This window comes from Patulibacter defluvii (genome assembly GCF_034096925.1).
In the GTDB taxonomy this organism is placed as follows: Bacteria; Actinomycetota; Thermoleophilia; order Solirubrobacterales; family Solirubrobacteraceae; genus Patulibacter; species Patulibacter defluvii.
Genome location: NZ_JAWZSQ010000013.1, coordinates 99,297 through 117,307 on the forward strand (window position 1 = coordinate 99,297; position 18,011 = coordinate 117,307).

Consider the following 18,011-nt stretch of genomic DNA (forward strand, 5'->3'; position numbering starts at 1 on the left):
GCCGTCCTCCCGCGGGTCGGCGGGACCCGGCCGCTCGCGGTGGTCCCTACCCTTGTTGCTCGCATGACCGCCGTACGAGAAGACCTGCGCACCGTCGCGATCGTCGCCCACGTCGACCACGGGAAGACGACGCTGGTGGACGCCATGCTGCGCCAGTCCGGGTCGCTGCAGCGCGGCGAGGACACCGAGCGGATCATGGATTCCGACGACCAGGAGCGCGAGCGCGGGATCACGATCCTCGCCAAGCACACGGTCATCCGCTGGAAGGACACGACGGTCACGATCGTCGACACCCCCGGCCACGCCGACTTCGGCGGCGAGGTCGAGCGCGGCCTGGCGCTGGTCGACGGCGTCGTGCTGCTGGTCGACGCCGCCGAGGGCCCCCTCCCCCAGACCCGCTTCGTGCTCCGCAAGGCGCTCGAGGCGAAGCTGCCGGTGATCCTGGTCGTCAACAAGATCGACCGCCCCGACGCCCAGATCGAGGAGGTCGTCGGCCAGGTCGAGGAGCTGTTCCTGGAGCTGGACGCCGACGACGACCAGCTGGAGTTCCCGGTCTACTACGCGATCGGCCGCGACGGCCGCGCCGGCATCCGCCCCGACGAGCTGGCCGACGACCTCAGCGAGCTGCTGGACGGCGTGCTGGCCGCGATCCCGGCCCCGCGCCACGATCCCGACCACCCGCTGCAGGCGCAGGTCGGCAACCTCGACGCGTCGCCCTACCTGGGCCGGCTGGCGATCTCGAAGATCACCCACGGCACGCTCCGCCGCGGGCAGCAGGTGACCTGGGCCAAGCGCGACGGCACCCAGGTGAAGGCGAAGGTCGGCGAGCTGTTCAAGACCGAGGGCCTGGAGCGGGTCCCGGCGGAGGAGATCGGCCCGGGCGAGATCGCCGCGATCGCCGGCTTCCCCGACATCGTCCTCGGCGACACCCTGACCGACGTCGACGACCCGCGGCCGCTGCCGCCGATCACCGTCGACGAGCCCTCGCTGGCGATGACGATCGGCGTCAACACCTCGCCGCTGGCCGGTCGCGACGGCGACAAGCTGACCGCCCGGATGATCGAGGGCCGGCTGGAGCAGGAGCTGATCGGCAACGTCTCGCTGAAGGTCGTCCCGACCGAGCGGCCGGACACCTGGGAGGTCCACGGCCGCGGCGAGCTGCAGCTGGCGGTGCTGGTGGAGAACATGCGCCGCGAGGGCTTCGAGCTGACGGTCGGCAAGCCGCGGGTGCTGGTCCGGACCACCGACGACGGCAAGCGCGAGGAGCCCTACGAGGCGGTCACGATCGACGTCCCGGAGGAGCACCTGGGCGCGGTCACCCAGCTGATGGCCGAGCGCAAGGGCCAGATGCTGAACATGGGCGGCCACGGCAGCGGCTGGATCCGGCTCGACTACCGGATCCCCGCCCGCGGCCTGATCGGCATGCGGACCGAGTTCCTGACCCAGACCCGCGGCGCCGGGATGATGCACTCGATCTTCGACGGCTGGGACGCCTGGGCGGGCGAGATCCGCTCGCGCCAGTCCGGCTCGCTGGTCTGCGACCGCGCGGGCAAGATCACCACCTACGCCGTGATCGCCCTGCAGGACCGCGGATCGCTCTTCGTCAGCGTCGGCGACGAGGTCTACGAGGGCTCGGTGATCGGCGAGAACCGCCGCGCCGAGGACCTCGACGTCAACGCCGTCCGCGAGCGCAAGGTCACCAACATCCGCTCCTCGACCGCCGAGGAGCTGGTGAAGATCGCGCCCCCGCGCGAGATGACGCTCGACCAGGCGCTCGAGTTCATCGCCGACGACGAGCAGGTCGAGGTGACCCCGAACCACGTCCGCCTGCGCAAGGCCGTGCTCGACACCACGCAGCGCCAGAAGCTGGCCAAGCGCAAGGCCCGCGGCGACGCGCCGTCGTAGGGCTCGGCCGGCCGCGGGCGCTCAGCCTCGCGTGGCGGCTGACCCCCGGCGTCCGGGGCCTATCCGCCACGCGAGCGGGCGAGCAGGGTGTCGACGTCGCGGCAGACCTGGGCCGGGCGGAAGCGCACGTCCTGCCAGGTGAACCGCGCCGAGCGGATGCCGAGCTTCAGCAGCTCGCGGTCGCGCCGGCGGTCCTCCTGGAACTGGCGAGCGCGCTCGTGGGTGGCGCGACCGTCGATCTCGACGGCCAGCCCGGCCGCCGCGAACAGCAGGTCGATCACGATCGTGCGGCCGCCGGGCAGCCGGAACGGCGCGTTGAGGGCGAAGCCGTCGATCCCGGCCCGTCGCAGGGCGACGGTCGCGAACCGCTCCAGCAGGCTGCGGTGCTCCTCGTCGGTCAGGGTCAGGAACGGCTCGAGCGCCCGCCGCAGCTTCGGCAGCCCCGGTCGTCGGTGGGCGGCGATCGCGGCCTCCAGCCGCGGCAGGTTGAGCAGCCCCTGCCGCTCGACCCCGTCGAGCGCGTCCTGCAGCTGGACGACGGTGCCGGACGCCGCCAGGTCGACGATCGCCCGTGGCCAGCGGCAGATCCGCAGGCCGTGCTGGTCGGTCCAGAGGTCGTCCTCGGGCAGGTGGCGGGTGCGGCGGACGGCGACGTCCGGGATCCGCCGCGTGCCGCCGGTGACGATCACCTCGGGCCGTGACGGCCACGGCAGGGCAGCGACCGCCGCCAGCGCGCTGCGAGCGGCCAGCGCGCCCGCTCCCCGCGTGGCCAGGACCGCCGAGAACGCCGCCCCGTAGGGCGACACGGTCGGCCGCCCGACCGCGTAGACGCCGGGCTGGCGGCGGTGGAGGATCCCGGCCGCGCGCCGCCGGTCGACGGTGGTCGGGGTGATCCCGGCCGCCGCCAGCTGCCCGCGGCCGATCACCCCGCCCTGCCGGTCGGCGATCGCCACCGCTCGACGCCACGAGTCCATGCCGGCGATCGTGCGGCCGGCCGCCGTGCCGGAACAAGGGGCGGACGGTGCCCGAACCGCGCCGATCCTGCACCGAAACCGCACCAAGTCCGCACCGATGCCCGCCGCCGCCTGCCGTCGCCCGCTCCCTCCCGCTCGCGTGGCGGCGGGCACCCGGACGCCGGGGGTCAACCGCCACGCGAGGCCAGGAGCGGCGGACCGAGGGACCGATCGTGGCGCATTGCCGCTCGTTGGTCGTCAGACTGCGGGGGCGATGTCGTTCTCCGAGATCCTCCGCGACCTCGGCTATGCCGGCCTCGCGCTGCTGATGCTGGCCGAGACGGTGTTCCCGCCGATCCCGTCCGAGGCGGTGCTGCCGCTGGCCGGCTACCTGGTCGAGCGGGGAGAGCTGGTCTGGCCGTTGGTGCTGCTGGCCAGCACCGCCGGCTCGGTGGTCGGGGCGCTGGTGCTCTACGAGGCCGCCCGCCGCGGGGGACGGCCGTTCGCCGAGCGGTTCCTGCGGATCGGCCGGATCGACCCGGCCAAGCTCGACGACGCCGAGCGCTGGTTCGCCCGCCGCGGGCCGCTGGTGGTGCTGGTGGCGCGCTGCATCCCCGGGGTCCGCAGCGTCGTCTCGCTGCCCGCCGGGCTGCTGCGGATGCCGCGCTGGGAGTACCTGCTCTTCACGGTCCTCGGCTCGCTGGCCTGGAACGCACTGCTGATCGGGGCCGGCTACCTGCTCGGCGCGCAGTGGGAGCAGGTCGGCGACGCCGTCGGACCGGTCGCCAAGCCGGCGCTGGCGCTCGTGGTCGTGGCCGGCGGCGGCTGGCTGCTGTGGCGCGGCCTGCGGGCCCGGCGGCGCGCGAACGCCACCGGCTGAACCGCCGCGCCGGCCGCGCCGCCGCTACTCCTGCGGCTCGTCCTCGGTGACCTCGTTCTCGTAGCGCGTGGTCGTCGGCTGGTTGACGACGCGGCCGTCGGCGTAGCGGACGGTGCGGGTGACCGTGATCTGGAAGTTGCCGCCGTCGACCGGCTCGCGCTCGCCGGCCTTGGCCTGGACCCGGCGGCCGCCGTTGTCGCCGTAGAGCGTCACCGTCACCCCGGCGCTGTCGTAGCTGGTCCGCACCAGCACCGGCGCCTGGGTGTCGTTGGTCCACTTCAGGTCGATGTCGGGGAAGTTCAGCGTCGACTCGCGGCCCGGCGGGTAGCGATCGATGTAGAGGCTGTGCGCCCGGTGCGCGTCGAGCCGCAGCCCCGCGAAGAAGGCCGCGTTGTACATCGTGGTCGAGAACTGCGAGACGCCGCCGCCGACCGAGGGCTCGATCTTGTTGCCGGCGATGAACGGTGCCTCGACGTAGCCCTTGGCCGTGGTCCGCTCCCCGGTCAGGCCGTTGAGCGAGAACGTGCCGCCGGCCGGGATCACCGTGTTGTCGATCGTCCGCGCCATCCGCTGGATGTTCGTCACCCGCGGCTGGCCCGCCACGTAGGGCGTGGTGAAGCTGCCGATCAGCGAGTCGACCTTGCGCGCCGCCTCGGTGCTGACCGCCGGCTGGGCCACCGCCATCGGCACCCGCACGGTGTGCTCGCCGTCGCGGACCGCCCGCCGGATCGCCGTCGCCAGCGCCTCGCGACGGACCGTGCGGCCGCTGCGGGCGGGGACGACGCCGACGTCGGCCGGGCGCGGACGCCAGCTGACGTCGCCCTTGCCGGTCTCGATCGGACCGGTCGCGGGCGCGGTCGGACGGGCGTTGCGGGCCGGCCGGTCGCCGCGCTCGGCCAGCCGCCCGACCAGCGCCGTCATCTGCTCGTCGCCGACGCCGAGCCGGGCCCGACGGCCGCCCTCGCGGCCCTCCAGCGCCAGGATCCGCGCCAGCTCGCCGCCCGACAGCTCCAGCGGCGCCCCGGCACCGGTGATCCGCAGCGGGCTCCTCAGGTAGCGCTCGGCCTGGTCGGCCAGCTCGCGCAGGCGGTCGCCCGGGACCGCGTCGACCGGCTCCTGGGGGACGGCCAGCGGACCGCGGCCGCCGCCGAGCAGCTCGCCGCGGATCCCCCGCGCGAGCCCGTCGACGTCGACCGCGCGACCGGGCCGCGAGGGCCGGGTCGACGCCTTCAGGGTCTGCGGGTCGACGGTCAGGGCGCCCGGGAACGGGTCCTGGTCGACCCGGGCGGCGATCCGCTCGGCCGCCTTGGCCAGCGCCTTGCCGTCGATCGTCGCCCGCACCGCCACCCGCCGGCGACCGAGCGGCAGCCCGCCGAGCAGCCCGCCGCGGCCGGCGGCGACCGCCGCCCGGGCGGTCGCCTGCAGGTCGAGCCGGTAGCCGGCGTCGGCCGGGATCAGCCGCAGCTCCTCGCCCTCGGCCCGCAGCCGCAGCGGCCGCTTGGCGTCGAGCAGCGGCCGCAGCCGGCGGACGATCTCCTGCTCGGTCGCGCCGCCGACGTCGACCCCCGCCACCCGGGTACCGGGCAGCGCCTGGCCCTCGTGGGCCGAGCGCACGATCAGGCCGGCGGCGAGCAGCACCACCAGCAGCGCCAGCACCGCCAGCGCGGCCAGGGTCCCGCGGCCGACCGGCAGCCGCCGCGGCGGGCCGCCGCGGGCGCGGTCGGCGCCGGATGACCGACCCTCCGGACGAGGACGAGGGCGGGGACGGTCGGCCTCGGGGCGCGACGGACGCGGTCGCGGCGGTCGCGGCGGTCCGCCGGCCCGGTCGCCCGTCTCCGGCGGCAGCGGCTGGCGCGGACGAGGACGCTCGCCGCCGCCGGCGCCGGCGCGCGGGGGCCGCCGTCGCGGACCGTCGTCCCAGGCGAAGTCGTCCCCGGGGTCCGGTCGCCGGAGGCGCCGATCGGGGGCGGGACGGGACGGACGGTGACGACGGGACTCGTGCATCGCGTCCCTCTGACGGTAGAGACCCGCCGCCGCGACCGCGCTCCACCGGGGCCCCTGCAAGCGTCCCTGCACGCACGACCGGCTACCGTCTGCGGCGTGCGTGGCCTCTGCCGCTTCCGGGTCGTCCGCTGGTTCGGCACGCTGCTGCTGCTCGCCGGCCTGCTGATCGCCGCCGCCAACGTCTACGTCCTCTCCGAGGGCTCGGGCGCGACCGACGACGTCCGCGACGTGCGCCACGCCCAGGTGGCGATCGTGCTCGGGGCGATGGTCCACCGCGACGGCAAGATGAGCGCGATGCTGGCCGACCGGGTGCGGCGGGCCGAGCAGCTGTTCCGGGCCGGCAAGGTCGACCGGATCCTGGTCACCGGCGACCACCGCGCGTGGCGCTACGACGAGACCGGGACGATGCGGACCGCGCTGCTGCGGGCCGGGATCCCGCCGGCGGCGATCTTCACCGACCACGCCGGGATCGACACCCACGCCTCGATGGTCCGCGCCCGCCGGATCTTCGGCGTCCGGACGGCGATCGTCGTCACCCAGGGCTTCCACATGGCCCGCGCGCTCTACCTGGCCCGCGACGCCGGGATCGACGCCCAGGGCGTCACCAGCGACATCCAGGGCTACGGCGGCAAGGTGATTCAGAGCGACGTGCGCGAGGTCCTGGCGCGGGTCAAGGCGGTCGGCGACGTGGTCCTCGGCAGCGACGTCCAGGGCGGCCCGCGCCACCCGATCAGCGGCGACGGCCGCGGCAGCTGGGGACCGACCCCGCCCGCCGGCAGCGACGCCCCCGCCGCGTCGACGCCCGGCCGCTGATCCTGGCCGCGCAGCCAACCGTTCACGCGTCGCGGCGGCGGACGCGCGAGAATGTCCGCCATGTCCGACCAGCGGGTGACGATCGAGATCGCCGACCACGTCGCAGACGTCCGGCTCAACCGGCCGGAGAAGCACAACGGCCTCGACACGGCGATGTTCGAGGCCCTGCGCGATGCGGCCGCCTCGCTGCGCGAGAACGCCGACGTCTGGGCGGTCGTGCTCTCCGGCGAGGGGCCCAGCTTCTGCGCCGGCCTCGACGTCCAGGACGCGGTCCAGAGCGGCGCGCTGGCCCAGGCCGGCACGCTCGACGAGCGGCTGCCGGGCGAGCTGGTCAACCTGTACCAGTCGGTCGCCTACGACTGGCGGCGAGTGCCGGCGCCGGTGGTCGCGGCGATCCACGGCAACTGCTTCGGCGGCGGGCTCCAGATCGCGCTCGGGGCCGACGTCCGGATCGCCGCGACCGACGCCAAGCTGTCGGTGATGGAGATCAAGTGGGGCCTGATCCCGGACATGGGCCTGGCCGTCACGCTGCCGCCGCTGGCCCGTCAGGACGTGGCCAAGGAGCTGACCTTCACGGGCCGGATCGTCTCGGGCCTGGAGGCGCGCGAGCTGGGCCTGGTGACGAAGGTCGCCGAGGATCCGCGGGCCGCCGCGCTGGCGCTGGCGACCGAGATCGCCGGCAAGTCGCCGGACGCCACCCGCTTCGGCAAGCGGCTGCTGAACGACGCCTGGTTCGCCGACGACGCCGAGAGCCTGCTGCTGGAGTCGCGGCTGCAGAAGGCCCTGATCGGCTCGCCGAACGCGATGGCCGCCGCCACCGCCGCCTTCACCAAGCAGCCGGGCGAGTACGTCGCTCCCGAGCTGGTGGTCGACTGATGGCGACGCTGACGGTCTACGAGAAGCCGACCTGCACGACCTGCCGCAAGCTGCACGCGCTGCTGGTCGAGCGGGGCGTCAACGTCGAGTCGGTGAACTACCACGTGACCGGCCTGACCGAGCCCGAGCTGCGGGGGCTGCTGGAGAAGACCGGCGCCGCCCCGCACGAGCTGCTGCGGACCCGCGAGCCGCTGGTCAAGGAGCGCGGCCTGGGCGCGGACACCGACCCCGAGCAGCTGATCGCGCTGATGGTCGAGCACCCGTCGCTGCTGCAGCGGCCGGTGGTGGTGCGCGGCGACCGGGCCGTGCTGGCGCGCCCGATCGAGCGCGTCCTCGAGCTGCTGGACTGAGCTGCGCCCCGCGCGCGTGTCACGTTCCGGTCGTCCGGCGACCGGAACGTCGCAGCGGGCGCGGCGCTAGGTGCCGTCGGCGGTCGTCGGATCGCCGTCGGTGCCGGCCAGCTCGGCCATCGCCGCGCTCATGCTGGTCGGGTAGGGCGACGAGCGCGGGACGGTGCCCATCAGCCACTTGGTGAAGGCCAGCAGCCGCTCGGGCGCGTACTCGGCGGGGTGCAGCAGCATCAGCCGGCCGCCCTCCTCGGCGTTGCCGATCAGCAGCCGTGTGAGCAGGTCGACGTCGATCTCGGTGGTGCTGCTGCCGCGGACGGTCAGCCCGATCGTCAGCAGCTCCTTCGCCAGCTGCACGATCCCCTCGCGGATCTCCTCGACCTTGTGCCGGATCTCCTCCGGCGAGCCCTCGGCCGGGTGCAGGATCAGCAGCCAGCGGCTGGGGTTGCGCTGGACGGCGTCGAGGAAGGTGCCGATCGCGTGCAGCAGCACGTCGTCGGGATCGATGTCGAGCCACGGCGGGCTCGGGATCGCCTCGGCCAGCTCGGAGAGCGTCCGCTGCTCCTCGCGCTCCAGCAGCGCGGCCAGCAGCTCGCCGCGGTTGGCGAAGAAGTCGTAGACCACCGGCTTCGTGACCCCCGCCGCGCGGGCCACCGACTCCATCGAGATCGGGTCGAACGAGCGGGCCTCGGTGATCAGCCCCAGCGTGGTGTCGAGCAGCTGCTCGCGCCGCTGCTCCGGCGGCAGCCGCGGCGCGGGGCGCCGGCGACGCGCGGGAGGGCGAGGTCGTGGAGCCACCGGCCCAGTGTGACAGTTCGACCCGCATAACCGAATCCGTACCGAGTGGTACACATCTTCACCGGAACTCGGATACGCTCCCGTAGGTACGGAGGCGTAGGAAGCGCGGCCGGCCGTGGCCGCCCCGCCCGAGCGCTCACCCCAACGGAGAACCACCGCGCATGACCCCGCTCCTCGCCCAGGCGGCGCCATCGTCCGTCAACGGCGCGCCGCTCGAACAGATCGCGATCGTCGGCGTCGGCACCACCGTCGTCACGCTGCTGACGCTGTGGCTGGTCGTCGCCTACCGGGCCGGCCGCGCCCGCCCGCTGCGGGCCGTCGGCGGGCTCGCCGAGCGGGTGCTGGGGATCCCCGCCTGGTCGGCCGTGCCCGCGATCGCCGGCATCGCCTTCATCTTCCTGGCGCTCTTCGGCGTCACCTGGGACGTCGCGCTCCACATCGACCAGGGCCGCGACGAGGGGCCGCTCGGGACCGCCGCCCACTACCCGATCCTGCTCGGCCTGCTGGGGCTGTTCCAGGCCGCGCTGCTGGCGATCGGGATGGCGCCGGCGAAGAAGGCCCACGCCAGCCGCGCGTCGCTGCGGATCCGCGGCCTCTGGCCGGTCCCGATCAGCGCCGCGCTGATGCTGGTGGCGGCCTCGCTGGCCTTCCTCGGCTTCCCGCTCGACGACGTCTGGCACCGGATCTTCGGCCAGGACGTGACCCTCTGGGGCCCGACCCACGTGCAGATGATCGGCTGCGCGATCCTCGGCGTCGTCGCCGCCGTGCTGCTGCTGGTCGAGGGCGCCCGCGCCGCTGGCCGCGACCTGCGCCACCCGCGCGGCGTCACGATGCGGCCGATCCCGGTCCTGCTGGGCGCGATCTGCCTCTTCGGCTGGGCGGTGCTGCTGGGCGAGTTCGACTGGGGCGTGCCGCAGTACCGGATGGTCTGGCACCCGCTGATCCTGGCCTTCGCCGCCGCCCAGGGCCTGGTCCTGGCCCGCACCTGGGGCGGACGCGGCGGGGCGCTGGCCGCGGTCGCGATCTACATCCCGGTGATGGGCGCGCTGAGCCTGCTGGTCGGCGGCCCGCTCGGCCAGTCGCTGCCGTCGATGCCGCTCTTCGTCGTCGAGGCGCTGGCGATCGAGCTGCTGGCCGCCCGCGGCGACTGGCGGCGGCCGATGCGGTTCGGGATCGTCGCCGGCGCGGTCGTCGGGACGGTCGGCTTCGCCGCCGAGTACGGCTGGTCGCAGATCGCGATGCCGCTGCCGTGGACCGCGCAGCTGCTGCCCGAGGGCCTGCCGACGGCGATCGTCGCCGGGATCGCCGGCGGCGTCCTCAGCACCGTGATGGTGCAGGCGCTGCTCGGCACGTCGCCCGCGGCGTCGCCCGGTGCCGGCCTCGGCGCGGCGCTGCGGCGGCCGGTGGTGGCGTCGAGCCTGGCCGGGATCGCCGTCGTCGTGCTGGCCGTCAACGCGCTGACCGTCTCGACCCCGGACGACGTCCGCGCCACGATCACCGTCAGCGACGTCCGCACCACCGAGGGCCCCGGCTACGGCGGTCCCCAGACGACCGGCAACATCAGCGTCCGCTTCGACCCGCCGTCGATCGCCGAGGACGCCCACTGGGTGCAGGCGATGGGCTGGCAGGGCAAGGGCAGCTACGTCGACCGCCTGACCCACCAGCCGGACGGCTCCTGGACCACCAGCGAGCGGGCCCCGCTGGCCGGCAACTGGAAGACGATGATCCGCGTCCACAAGGGCCGCACGATGCTGGCCGCGCCGGTCTACATGCCGGCCGATCCGGCCGTCGGCTTCGCCGGGCGCCCGGTCGAGCCGACCGTCACCCGGCCGATGATCTTCGACCAGGAGATCCTCCAGATCGAGCGCAAGGACGACGTCCCCGGCTGGATCTGGACGCCGGCGATCCTGCTCGTGCTGAGCATCGTCGCGCTGCTGGTGGTGGCGACCGGCGTCGTCGCCGGCCGGCTCGGCCGGGTCGACCGCGCGACCGCGGCCGCGGCCGGCGGCGTCGGCCTGCTGGCCGAGGTGGCGACCTCCGTCCTCGACCGCCTGCGCCCCCACGGACCGGCCCGCGGCGGCCACGCCTAGGAGCCGACCGTGACCGCGCTCGACCCGACCTTCCACGCGGTCGCCGCGATGGTGACCGTGCTGGCGCACCACCTGAGCGGCCCGCTGGCGCTGGCCTTCGCGCTGCCGCCGATCCTGGTCGTCGGCGGCGCGGTGCTCTTCCTGCGGCGGCGCGCGGGCGACGAGGACGAGGAGTTCGACTGGGCCGACGACGAGCCCGAGCCCTCCGCCCCGCTGTCGCCTTCCGGTCGTCAGGCGACCGGAACGTGACAGCGGGCGGGGCGGGCCCGCCCGCCCCGCCGGTCTCAGCCGAGCGTCAGGCCGTGGACGGCCAGCGCCGGCATCGCGATCGTCAGCGACCCGAACGACGTGAAGAGCGCGACCTGCATCACCGGTCGCTTGTTGCCCGGCCCGTCGAAGGCCAGCGGCAGGAACAGCAGCGGGTTGACGATCGCCCCGTAGGCGATCAGGCCGGTGATCCACCCCGGCCGCTCCGGCACCACCTGGTCGATCGCGAACAGCATCAGGCTCATCACGATCCAGTCGAGGTGGGTCTGGCGCAGCGGCGCCAGCCGGATCACCCCCCGTCGCTTGAACCACTGCGGCCACCGGTGGTACGCCTCGAGCACCCAGCCCGAGACCGTCCCGAGGGCCAGCATCACCAGCCCGATCGAGCTCAGCAGCGGCACGCTCATCGGGCCGGCTCCTCGTCGACGAACCGCGCCGCTCGCAGCCGCCGGCGGTCGACGGTGGCGCCGAAGACGTCCGGCCGCGCGTAGTGCCCGGTCGGGTCGAACAGCAGCCGCTCGCGGCGGGCCGCGGCCAGGTCGAGGTCGACCACGATCAGCCGCTCCTCGCCGACCAGCGGCTCGACCAGCCACGCGCCGCGCGGGTCGGCGACCGCCGAGCCGCCGTCGAAGTAGCGCTCCGGCCCGTTCGCCGTCAACGCCGCGTGGAGCGGGAAGTCCTCGGGCACGTCGGAGCTGTCGAGCAGCGCCGACGCCGCGACCGACCAGACCCGCCCCTCCAGCGCCACGAAACGGGTGATGTCGGCCGTCAGGCTGCGGTTGCCCGGCCAGACCCCGACGAGGACGTCGGTCCCGTCGGCGTAGAGCGCCTGGCGGGCCTGCGGCATCCAGTTCTCCCAGCAGCAGAGGCCGCCGAGCCGGGCCCCGCCGACGTCGTGGGCGCGGAGCCCGAAGCCGTCCCCCCGCCCCCACACCAGCCGCTCGTCGTAGGTCGGCAGCAGCTTGCGGTGGACGGTCGTGGCGCCGCGGGCCGGGTCGATCGCCGCCAGCGAGCAGAAGACCGTGCCGCGGGCGTCGCCGCAGCCGCGCTCGGCCATCCCCAGGTAGGCGAACAGCCCCAGCTCGCGGGCCAGTGCCTCGATCTCGCGCAGCTCCGGGCCGTCGGCCTCGACCGCCGCCTCCAGGTAGGCGTCGTAGGCCCGCTTCTGGTCGTCGGCGTCGAAGCGCGCGCCGTCGGTCCGGCAGACCCAGATCGGGTAGCCGGGCAGGAACGTCTCCGGGAAGACGATCGCCTGCGCCCCGTCGGCGGCCGCCCGCCGCATCAGCTCCAGCGCCTGGGCGGTCGTCGCCGCGCGGTCCAGCCAGCGCGGACGCGCCTGCGCGATCGCCAGCCGCAGCTGCCCGCTCATCGTCCGCCCGCCACGTGCACCAGCTCCTCGATCAGCACCGGTTCCTGCTCCTGCTCGGGATGCCAGAGGACGCCGACCGCGAACCGCCGGTCGTCGGCCTCCAGCGCCTCGACCGTGCCGTCGGCCGCCCACGCGGTCGCGGTCAGGTCGCGGCCGATCCGGTCGACCCCCTGGTGGTGGTACGAGCGGATCGTCGCCCGCTCGCCCAGCACCCGGCCGACCCGGCTCCGGGGGTCGACCTCGACCTCGTGGGTGCCGAAGACGCCGCGCTGCTCCAGGTGGCCTTCGTGGCCCAGCCGCTGCGGCAGGTGCTGCACGAGCGTGCCGCCGCGGACGACGTTCAGCAGCTGCATCCCGCGGCAGATCGCCAGCGTCGGCAGATCGGCCTCGAGCGCTCGCCGAAGCAGCGCCAGCTCGGCTCGGTCGCGGTCCGGGCGGGGGTCGGTCCAGGGCGCCGCCGGCTGCCCGTAGGCGGCGGGGTCGACGTCGGCGCCGCCGACGACCAGCAGGCCGTCGAGCAGCGCCAGCGCCCGCTCCGGGGTCGCGCCGAAGCCGGTCGGCAGCAGCAGCGGTTCGCCACCCGCCGCCAGCACCGCGGCGACGTACGGCGCCGGGACGACGGCGGCGTCCATCCGCCAGTCGCCCCAGGCCGCCGGCTCCAGCGACGTGGTCAGGCCGATCAGCGGCGCCGCGCTCACGCCGCCCCCACCCGGACCGGCTCGGCCGCCGGCCGCGGGTCGGCGGCCGCGGCCGTCGCCTCGTCGGCCAGCGTCACGTGGCCGATGATCCGGTAGCGCTCCGGCGACCGCTGCCGCAGCCGCAGCGCGATCGCGCAGCCGAGCAGGAAGACCGCCGCCACGATCCACGGGATCAGGGTGAAGAAGAGCGTGCTCGACGCGGTGCCGGCGGCGGTGTCCATGTTCGTCACCAGCAGCAGGACCACGCCGATCATCGCCACCCCGCCGACCAGCGGCGCGACCAGCGTCGTCCACGGCCGCCGCTTGCCGGGCTGGCGCCAGAAGTAGGCGACGACGGCGAACGAGCAGAGCGCCTGCACGATCAGGATCGAGAAGGTGCCGAGCAGCGCCATCAGCGAGTACTGGCCGGCGTAGGGATCCATCCCGCTGATCCAGAACGCGATCGTGATCGCCACCACCAGCCCGCTCTGCACGAACGAGGCGACGTAGGGCGAGCCGTGGCGCGGATGCGTGCGGCCGAGCGACGGGTGGATGAAGCCCTCGCGGCCGAAGGCGTAGAGGTAGCGGGCGGCGCAGTTGTGGAACGCCATCCCGCAGGCGAACGAGCCGGTCAGCAGCAGCCACCGGAAGCTCGTCACCGCCCAGCCGCCGAGGAACTCGCGGACCGGGGCGAAGACCGTCTCGAAGGGGTCGCTGCCCTTCGAGAGCGCGATCGTCTCGGCGACGCCGTTGCCCGACATCACCATCCAGCTGACGAAGGCGTAGAAGAGGCCGACGCCGACGACGACCACCATCGTCGCGATCGGGATCGTCCGCTTCGGGTCGCGCGACTCCTCGCCGTACATCGCGGTCGACTCGAAGCCGACCCAGCACCAGAAGGCGAAGAAGAGGCCGATCCCGACAGAGGGCCCGTCGAACGCCTCGACCGGGTTGATCGGCGCCGCCGGGATCCCGTCGGGACCACCGCCGGAGACGAGCACCGCCAGCGCGACCGCGGCCAGGATCAGGATCTCCAGCACCAGGATCGCGCCCAGCACCTTGGCGGTCAGCGAGATCTCGAAGAAGGCCAGCAGCGCGATCAGCGCCACCATCGCGAAGGCGTAGACCTGCCACGGCAGGTCGATCCCCAGCTGGGCCTCGAAGGTCTCCTTGCCGAAGACCGCGAACAGCGCCACCAGCGTCGCCTCAAAGACCACGTAGGCGAGCACCGCCAGCAGCCCCGAGCCCATCCCGACGATCCGTCCGAGGCCGTGCGAGATGAAGCCGTAGAAGGCCCCGGCGGCGGTGATCCGGCGCGCCATCGCGATGTAGCCGATCGAGAAGATCGTCAGCACCGCGGTCGCGATCAGGAAGCCGGCGGGGGCACCGGTGCCGGTGCCGATCCCGGCCATGATCGGCATGTTGCTGGTCATCGCCGTGATCGGCGCGGCCGTCGCGAGCGTCATGAAGATGACGCCGACGAGCCCGACGGCGTTCGGCTTCAGCCGCTGCACGCCGTCGCCGCCGCCGGAAGCGGCAGGTGGTTTCGTGGACATGCGTCCTCCCTCTCCTCGTGGGTCGTGGCCGCCGGCTCCTCCAAGGCCGGCGAGCGCTGGTGTCGGTGGCCGGCCGCGCGGGCCGGCCGGGCTACTGCGGCTGCAGGCCGCGCAGCAGCGTCGCGGTGGCGGCGATGTGCTCCGCCATCACCGTCCGCGCGCGTTCTGGGTCGTTGCGGTCGATCGCGTCGATCAGCGCCTCGTGCTGGTCGTCCGAGTGCCGCAGCGACTCGTCCCAGGGCGGCAGCGCGGCCAGCGGGTCGGCGATCCGCAGCTGGACGTCGGCGATCGAGGCGGCCAGCGAGGGCGCCCTCGCCAGGTCGGCGATCGCCAGGTGGAAGCGGGCGTCGGCGATCCGGTACTCGGCCAGCGACGAGTGGCGGATCTCGGCCAGGTGCTCGCGCAGCCGCCCGGCGCTGCCGGGGATGGCGCGGCGGGCGGCCAGCTCGGCGGCGGCCGGCTCCAGCGCCTGCCGGAAGTCGAGCAGGTCATCGAGCTTCGGGCCCATCTTCTGGACGATCTCGCGGGCGGCGACCGACGGCGGCGCGCTGGCGCGGTGGACGGCGAAGGTGCCGCCGCCGCGGCCCTGGCGGACCTCGACGAAGCCCATCTGCTCGAGCGCGCGGATCGCCTCGCGGAGGGTTGTGCGGCTGACGTTGAGCCGCGTCGCCAGCTCACGCTCGGGCGGCAGCCGGCTGCCGAGCGGGACCACGCCGAGCTTGATCGCCTGGACCAGCCGCTCGAAGGTCTCCTCGAAGACGTTGCCGGTCCGCAGCGGGCGGAAGATGATGTCGCTGCCGGCCGGGGCCAGCGTGCTCGGAGTGTCGTCCATCGGCGTCGATTCTCGGGGCGTCATCGGCGGGTGTTCTTTCGGTAAAAGGTCTGTCAACAGACCATCTACCTTTTGCTACTGTACGCGATCTCGGGCAAAGGTGCAAACCTGGCCCATTTCGAGAGGAGAGGGATGGAGACCGCAGACCGCACGACGCCGGCTGGCGTCGCCGATGCGCAGGGCCAGCGTGCCGGCGACCCGCCCGCCGACGACCGCTTCGACGCCGTGATCGTGGCCACGCCCGACATGTCCGGCCGATTGCTCGGCCGCCGCCACAGCGCCGCCCACTACGCGGCCAGCGCCGCCCGCGCCGTCCAGACCTGCGACATCGTGCTCGGCTGGGGCCTGGAGCACGAGCTGCTCGACGGCTTCGCCACGATCGGCTGGGAGCACGGCTACGGCGACCTGCGGCTGGTGCCCGACCCGGCCACCCTGCGGCCGCTCGGGTGGGCGCCCCGGACCGGGATCGTGCTCGCCGACGTCACCGACCTCGACGGCCACGACCTGGCGATCGCCCCGCGGACGCTGCTGCGCCAGCAGCTGGAGCGGGCCCGCGAGGCCGGCTACGAGCCGCGCGTGACCTCGGAGCTGGAGTTCTACGTCTTCGCCGAGACGCCCGAGCAGCTGGCCGCCGCCGGCCACCGCCCGCCGACCCCCCACCGCGCCACCCTCCAGCCGGAGCTGGCCGAGGCGATCGGCCGCGACGACGAGCTGCTGCGGACGCTCTTCGCCGCGCTCGCGGCGACCGGGATCGAGGTCGAGACCGCCAAGACCGAGTACAGCCCCGGCCAGTACGAGGTGACGCTGGTGCCGACCGGCGTGCTGGAGATGGCCGACCGCCACGCGCTCTACAAGCTCGGCACCCGCGAGGTCTGCCGCCAGCACGGGCTCGGGGCCAGCTTCATGGCGAAGTGGGACGCGGGCGCCGCCGGGTCGAGCGCCCACCTGCACCTGTCGCTGGAGGACGCCGACGGCCGCAACCTGTTCGCCGCCGACGAGCGGCTGCTGGCCGCGTTCGCCGCCGGGCTCCAGCACCACGCACGCGAGTTCTTCCTGCTCTGGGCGCCGTACCCGAACTCGTTCAAGCGGCTGCGGCCGGGCACCTTCGCGCCAGCCAACCTCAGCTGGGGCGGCGACAACCGGACGGTCGCCTTCCGGGCCACCGGCCGCGGCGGCAGCCGTCACCTGGAGAACCGGATCCCGGGGGCGGACGTCAACCCGTACCTGGCCTACGCCGGGCTGCTCGCGGCCGGACTCGACGGCGTCGCCCGCGAGCTGACGCCGCAGGGCGACGTTTCCGGCAACGCCTACGACGCGACCGACGTGCCGCCGCTGCCGGCGTCGCTCGACGAGGCGATCGAGGCCTTCCGCGCGGGCCCGACCGCGCGGGCCGCGTTCGGCGACGCCGCGGTCGAGCACATCGCCCACTTCGCCGCCTGCGAGCTGGAGGCGTCGCGCCACGCGGTCACCGACTGGGACCGGCGGCGGCTGCTCGGGATCTGAGCGCCGCCCCGGCCGGTCGGGCCCCGCGGCTCAGGCGGTGGCCAGCGGCGAGGTCGCCGGGGCCGCGGCGGTGCCGGCCGCGACCAGCGCGCGGATCGCGTCGGTCGTGCGCTCCGGCGCCTCGACCGGCGCCATGTGACCGACCCCGTCGAGCTCGATCAGCTCGTGCAGGTGCGGCAGGCCGGCGGCCATCCGCTCGCTGTGGACCGGCGGCGTCAGCCGGTCGTCGCGGCCGACGATCACCGTCGTCGGGACGGTCAGCGCGGCCAGGCCGTGCGACAGCTCCAGCCGGCTGAGGGTGCTGCCGGTGTTGGCGCGCACGTCGCGCGGGCAGCGCAGCACCATCTGCTCGCAGAAGGCGACCGTCGCCGGACTCGCCGCACCGCAGAGCGCGACGTAGCGGACCACCCGCGAGGAGATCGGCGTCGGCCGCTTCGGCAGCGGCACGCTCGCGCCGAGCACCAGCTGGCCCAGCTCCTGCTCCAGCCGCTGGCCGAAGCCCGAGGTCGGCAGGATCAGCGACGAGCTGATCAGGTCGCCGACGCCGGTGCTGAAGAGCCCGGCCGCCGCGACCCGCTCCGGGACCTGGTCGGCGTGCTCGGCCGCCCAGGCGACGATCGTCATCGCCCCCAGCGAGTGGCCGATCAGGGTCGCCCGCTCGCCGGCCGGGACGGTCGCGCGGAGGACCGCCTCGAGGTCGTCGCGGTAGGCCTCGATCGAGTAGTCGCCGCCGCCCGAGGGAGCGCTGCCGCCGTGGCCGCGCATGTCGTAGCTGACCAGCCGCAGGTCGCCGGCCAGCGCCTGCAGCTGCAGCGTCCAGAACTCCAGCGCGCAGGTCCAGCCGTGGACCAGGACCACCGTCGGCGCGCCCTCGGGACCGACGATCCGGACCCGCAGCGCGGTCCCGTCGCCGGCCGCGACGGTCCGGTGCTCGCCGCCCAGCTCGTCGAGCTCGCGGGTCAGCGGGCCGTGCTGGGGATCACGGGAGATCCGCCGCCGGTCGCGGGCGTAGACCGTGGTCCAGGCGGCGCCGACGGCCAGGGCGGCCGCGGCGGCGGGGCGGGTGCGTCGGCGGTCCATCGGGAGCTGCTCCGTCCTCGGGGGAGGTCGAGCGACGCTCCCGTTCCTACGGAACAGTAGC

Annotated in this window: 17 protein-coding genes; 8 read left to right on the forward strand and 9 right to left on the reverse strand. The window is 74.6% G+C overall.

Translation table 11 applies throughout. The features are described 5' to 3' along the window. The first annotated feature begins 63 nt into the window (after positions 1-63). Positions 64-1,905, forward strand: coding sequence for a translational GTPase TypA (gene typA, locus SH587_RS14395; RefSeq protein WP_320671325.1), 1,842 nt, complete (start codon positions 64-66; stop codon positions 1,903-1,905). 59 nt (positions 1,906-1,964) lie between these two features. Here typA and SH587_RS14400 read toward each other — a convergent pair whose 3' ends face one another. Further along, on the reverse strand, positions 1,965-2,879 hold the full coding sequence (locus SH587_RS14400; protein WP_320671326.1) for a type IV toxin-antitoxin system AbiEi family antitoxin domain-containing protein: 915 nt from the start codon (positions 2,877-2,879) through the stop codon (positions 1,965-1,967). Between the two features lie 253 nt (positions 2,880-3,132). Here SH587_RS14400 and SH587_RS14405 point away from each other — a divergent pair, with 253 nt between their 5' ends. Continuing rightward, positions 3,133-3,738: a DedA family protein gene (locus tag SH587_RS14405; RefSeq protein WP_320671327.1), complete on the forward strand. Its 606-nt coding sequence runs from the start codon at positions 3,133-3,135 to the stop codon at positions 3,736-3,738. A gap of 24 nt (positions 3,739-3,762) precedes the next feature. On the opposite strand, the gene SH587_RS14410 is transcribed toward SH587_RS14405, so the two are convergent. After that, positions 3,763-5,394: a VanW family protein gene (locus SH587_RS14410; RefSeq protein WP_320671328.1), complete on the reverse strand. Its 1,632-nt coding sequence runs from the start codon at positions 5,392-5,394 to the stop codon at positions 3,763-3,765. Positions 5,395-5,838: 444 nt separating this feature from the next. On the opposite strand from SH587_RS14410, the gene SH587_RS14415 reads away from it, so the two are divergent. The 3 genes from SH587_RS14415 to SH587_RS14425 are packed head-to-tail and all read left to right on the forward strand — an operon-like array spanning position 5,839 to position 7,781. Continuing rightward, positions 5,839-6,555 carry a SanA/YdcF family protein gene (locus SH587_RS14415; RefSeq protein WP_320671329.1) on the forward strand — a complete coding sequence of 239 codons (717 nt, stop codon included), beginning with the start codon at positions 5,839-5,841 and terminating at the stop codon, positions 6,553-6,555. A 60-nt stretch (positions 6,556-6,615) separates the two neighbouring features. After that, a complete protein-coding gene (locus tag SH587_RS14420; RefSeq protein WP_320671330.1) occupies positions 6,616-7,431 on the forward strand; it encodes a crotonase/enoyl-CoA hydratase family protein in 816 nt (271 codons plus the stop codon). Beyond that, positions 7,431-7,781: an arsenate reductase family protein gene (locus SH587_RS14425; RefSeq protein WP_320671331.1), complete on the forward strand. Its 351-nt coding sequence runs from the start codon at positions 7,431-7,433 to the stop codon at positions 7,779-7,781. The genes SH587_RS14420 and SH587_RS14425 overlap by 1 nt, the downstream gene beginning before the upstream one ends. A 66-nt stretch (positions 7,782-7,847) precedes the next feature. Here SH587_RS14425 and SH587_RS14430 read toward each other — a convergent pair whose 3' ends face one another. Continuing rightward, the gene (locus SH587_RS14430; RefSeq protein WP_320671332.1) at positions 7,848-8,576 is read right to left on the reverse strand and encodes a TetR/AcrR family transcriptional regulator; all 729 of its coding nucleotides are present in this window, start codon (positions 8,574-8,576) and stop codon (positions 7,848-7,850) included. 161 nt (positions 8,577-8,737) lie between these two features. On the opposite strand from SH587_RS14430, the gene SH587_RS14435 reads away from it, so the two are divergent. Together SH587_RS14435 and SH587_RS14440 are read left to right on the forward strand one after the other, a co-directional pair. Then, a complete protein-coding gene (locus SH587_RS14435) occupies positions 8,738-10,666 on the forward strand; it encodes a hypothetical protein (protein ID WP_320671333.1) in 1,929 nt (642 codons plus the stop codon). A 9-nt stretch (positions 10,667-10,675) separates the two neighbouring features. Then, the gene (locus tag SH587_RS14440; protein WP_320671334.1) at positions 10,676-10,915 is read left to right on the forward strand and encodes a hypothetical protein; all 240 of its coding nucleotides are present in this window, start codon (positions 10,676-10,678) and stop codon (positions 10,913-10,915) included. 35 nt (positions 10,916-10,950) lie between these two features. Here SH587_RS14440 and SH587_RS14445 read toward each other — a convergent pair whose 3' ends face one another. The 5 genes from SH587_RS14445 to SH587_RS14465 form a co-directional block, all read right to left on the reverse strand. Further along, positions 10,951-11,340 carry a hypothetical protein gene (locus tag SH587_RS14445; protein ID WP_320671335.1) on the reverse strand — a complete coding sequence of 130 codons (390 nt, stop codon included), beginning with the start codon at positions 11,338-11,340 and terminating at the stop codon, positions 10,951-10,953. Continuing rightward, positions 11,337-12,302 (reverse strand): carbon-nitrogen hydrolase family protein, encoded by a 966-nt coding sequence (locus SH587_RS14450; RefSeq protein ID WP_320671336.1) that lies wholly within the window; start codon positions 12,300-12,302, stop codon positions 11,337-11,339. The genes SH587_RS14445 and SH587_RS14450 overlap by 4 nt, the downstream gene beginning before the upstream one ends. After that, entirely contained in the window at positions 12,299-13,000 is a 702-nt protein-coding gene (locus tag SH587_RS14455) for a gamma-glutamyl-gamma-aminobutyrate hydrolase family protein (RefSeq protein WP_320671337.1), read from the reverse strand. The genes SH587_RS14450 and SH587_RS14455 overlap by 4 nt, the downstream gene beginning before the upstream one ends. Further along, positions 12,997-14,535 (reverse strand): APC family permease, encoded by a 1,539-nt coding sequence (locus SH587_RS14460; protein ID WP_320671338.1) that lies wholly within the window; start codon positions 14,533-14,535, stop codon positions 12,997-12,999. Before SH587_RS14460 ends, SH587_RS14455 begins: the two co-directional genes overlap by 4 nt. Before the next feature lie 91 nt (positions 14,536-14,626). Further along, complete coding sequence (locus SH587_RS14465) at positions 14,627-15,367, reverse strand: FadR/GntR family transcriptional regulator (protein ID WP_320671339.1); 741 nt, start codon at positions 15,365-15,367, stop codon at positions 14,627-14,629. A 132-nt stretch (positions 15,368-15,499) separates the two neighbouring features. Between SH587_RS14465 and SH587_RS14470 the strand changes: the two genes are divergently transcribed. Continuing rightward, entirely contained in the window at positions 15,500-16,870 is a 1,371-nt protein-coding gene (locus tag SH587_RS14470; protein WP_320671340.1) for a glutamine synthetase family protein, read from the forward strand. Positions 16,871-16,900: 30 nt separating this feature from the next. On the opposite strand, the gene SH587_RS14475 is transcribed toward SH587_RS14470, so the two are convergent. After that, on the reverse strand, positions 16,901-17,950 hold the full coding sequence (locus tag SH587_RS14475; RefSeq protein WP_320671341.1) for an alpha/beta fold hydrolase: 1,050 nt from the start codon (positions 17,948-17,950) through the stop codon (positions 16,901-16,903). Between the last annotated feature and the right edge of the window lie 61 nt (positions 17,951-18,011).

Coding starts and splice junctions, on each gene's coding strand:
- typA (WP_320671325.1), top strand. CDS start 64: ATGACCGCCGTACGAGAAGACCTGCGCACCGTCGCGATCGTCGCCCAC.
- SH587_RS14405 (WP_320671327.1), top strand. CDS start 3,133: ATGTCGTTCTCCGAGATCCTCCGCGACCTCGGCTATGCCGGCCTCGCG.
- SH587_RS14420 (WP_320671330.1), top strand. CDS start 6,616: ATGTCCGACCAGCGGGTGACGATCGAGATCGCCGACCACGTCGCAGAC.
- SH587_RS14425 (WP_320671331.1), top strand. CDS start 7,431: ATGGCGACGCTGACGGTCTACGAGAAGCCGACCTGCACGACCTGCCGC.
- SH587_RS14460 (WP_320671338.1), bottom strand. CDS start 14,535: ATGTCCACGAAACCACCTGCCGCTTCCGGCGGCGGCGACGGCGTGCAG.
- SH587_RS14450 (WP_320671336.1), bottom strand. CDS start 12,302: ATGAGCGGGCAGCTGCGGCTGGCGATCGCGCAGGCGCGTCCGCGCTGG.
- SH587_RS14400 (WP_320671326.1), bottom strand. CDS start 2,879: ATGGACTCGTGGCGTCGAGCGGTGGCGATCGCCGACCGGCAGGGCGGG.
- SH587_RS14445 (WP_320671335.1), bottom strand. CDS start 11,340: ATGAGCGTGCCGCTGCTGAGCTCGATCGGGCTGGTGATGCTGGCCCTC.
- SH587_RS14465 (WP_320671339.1), bottom strand. CDS start 15,367: ATGGACGACACTCCGAGCACGCTGGCCCCGGCCGGCAGCGACATCATC.
- SH587_RS14475 (WP_320671341.1), bottom strand. CDS start 17,950: ATGGACCGCCGACGCACCCGCCCCGCCGCCGCGGCCGCCCTGGCCGTC.
- SH587_RS14435 (WP_320671333.1), top strand. CDS start 8,738: ATGACCCCGCTCCTCGCCCAGGCGGCGCCATCGTCCGTCAACGGCGCG.
- SH587_RS14470 (WP_320671340.1), top strand. CDS start 15,500: ATGGAGACCGCAGACCGCACGACGCCGGCTGGCGTCGCCGATGCGCAG.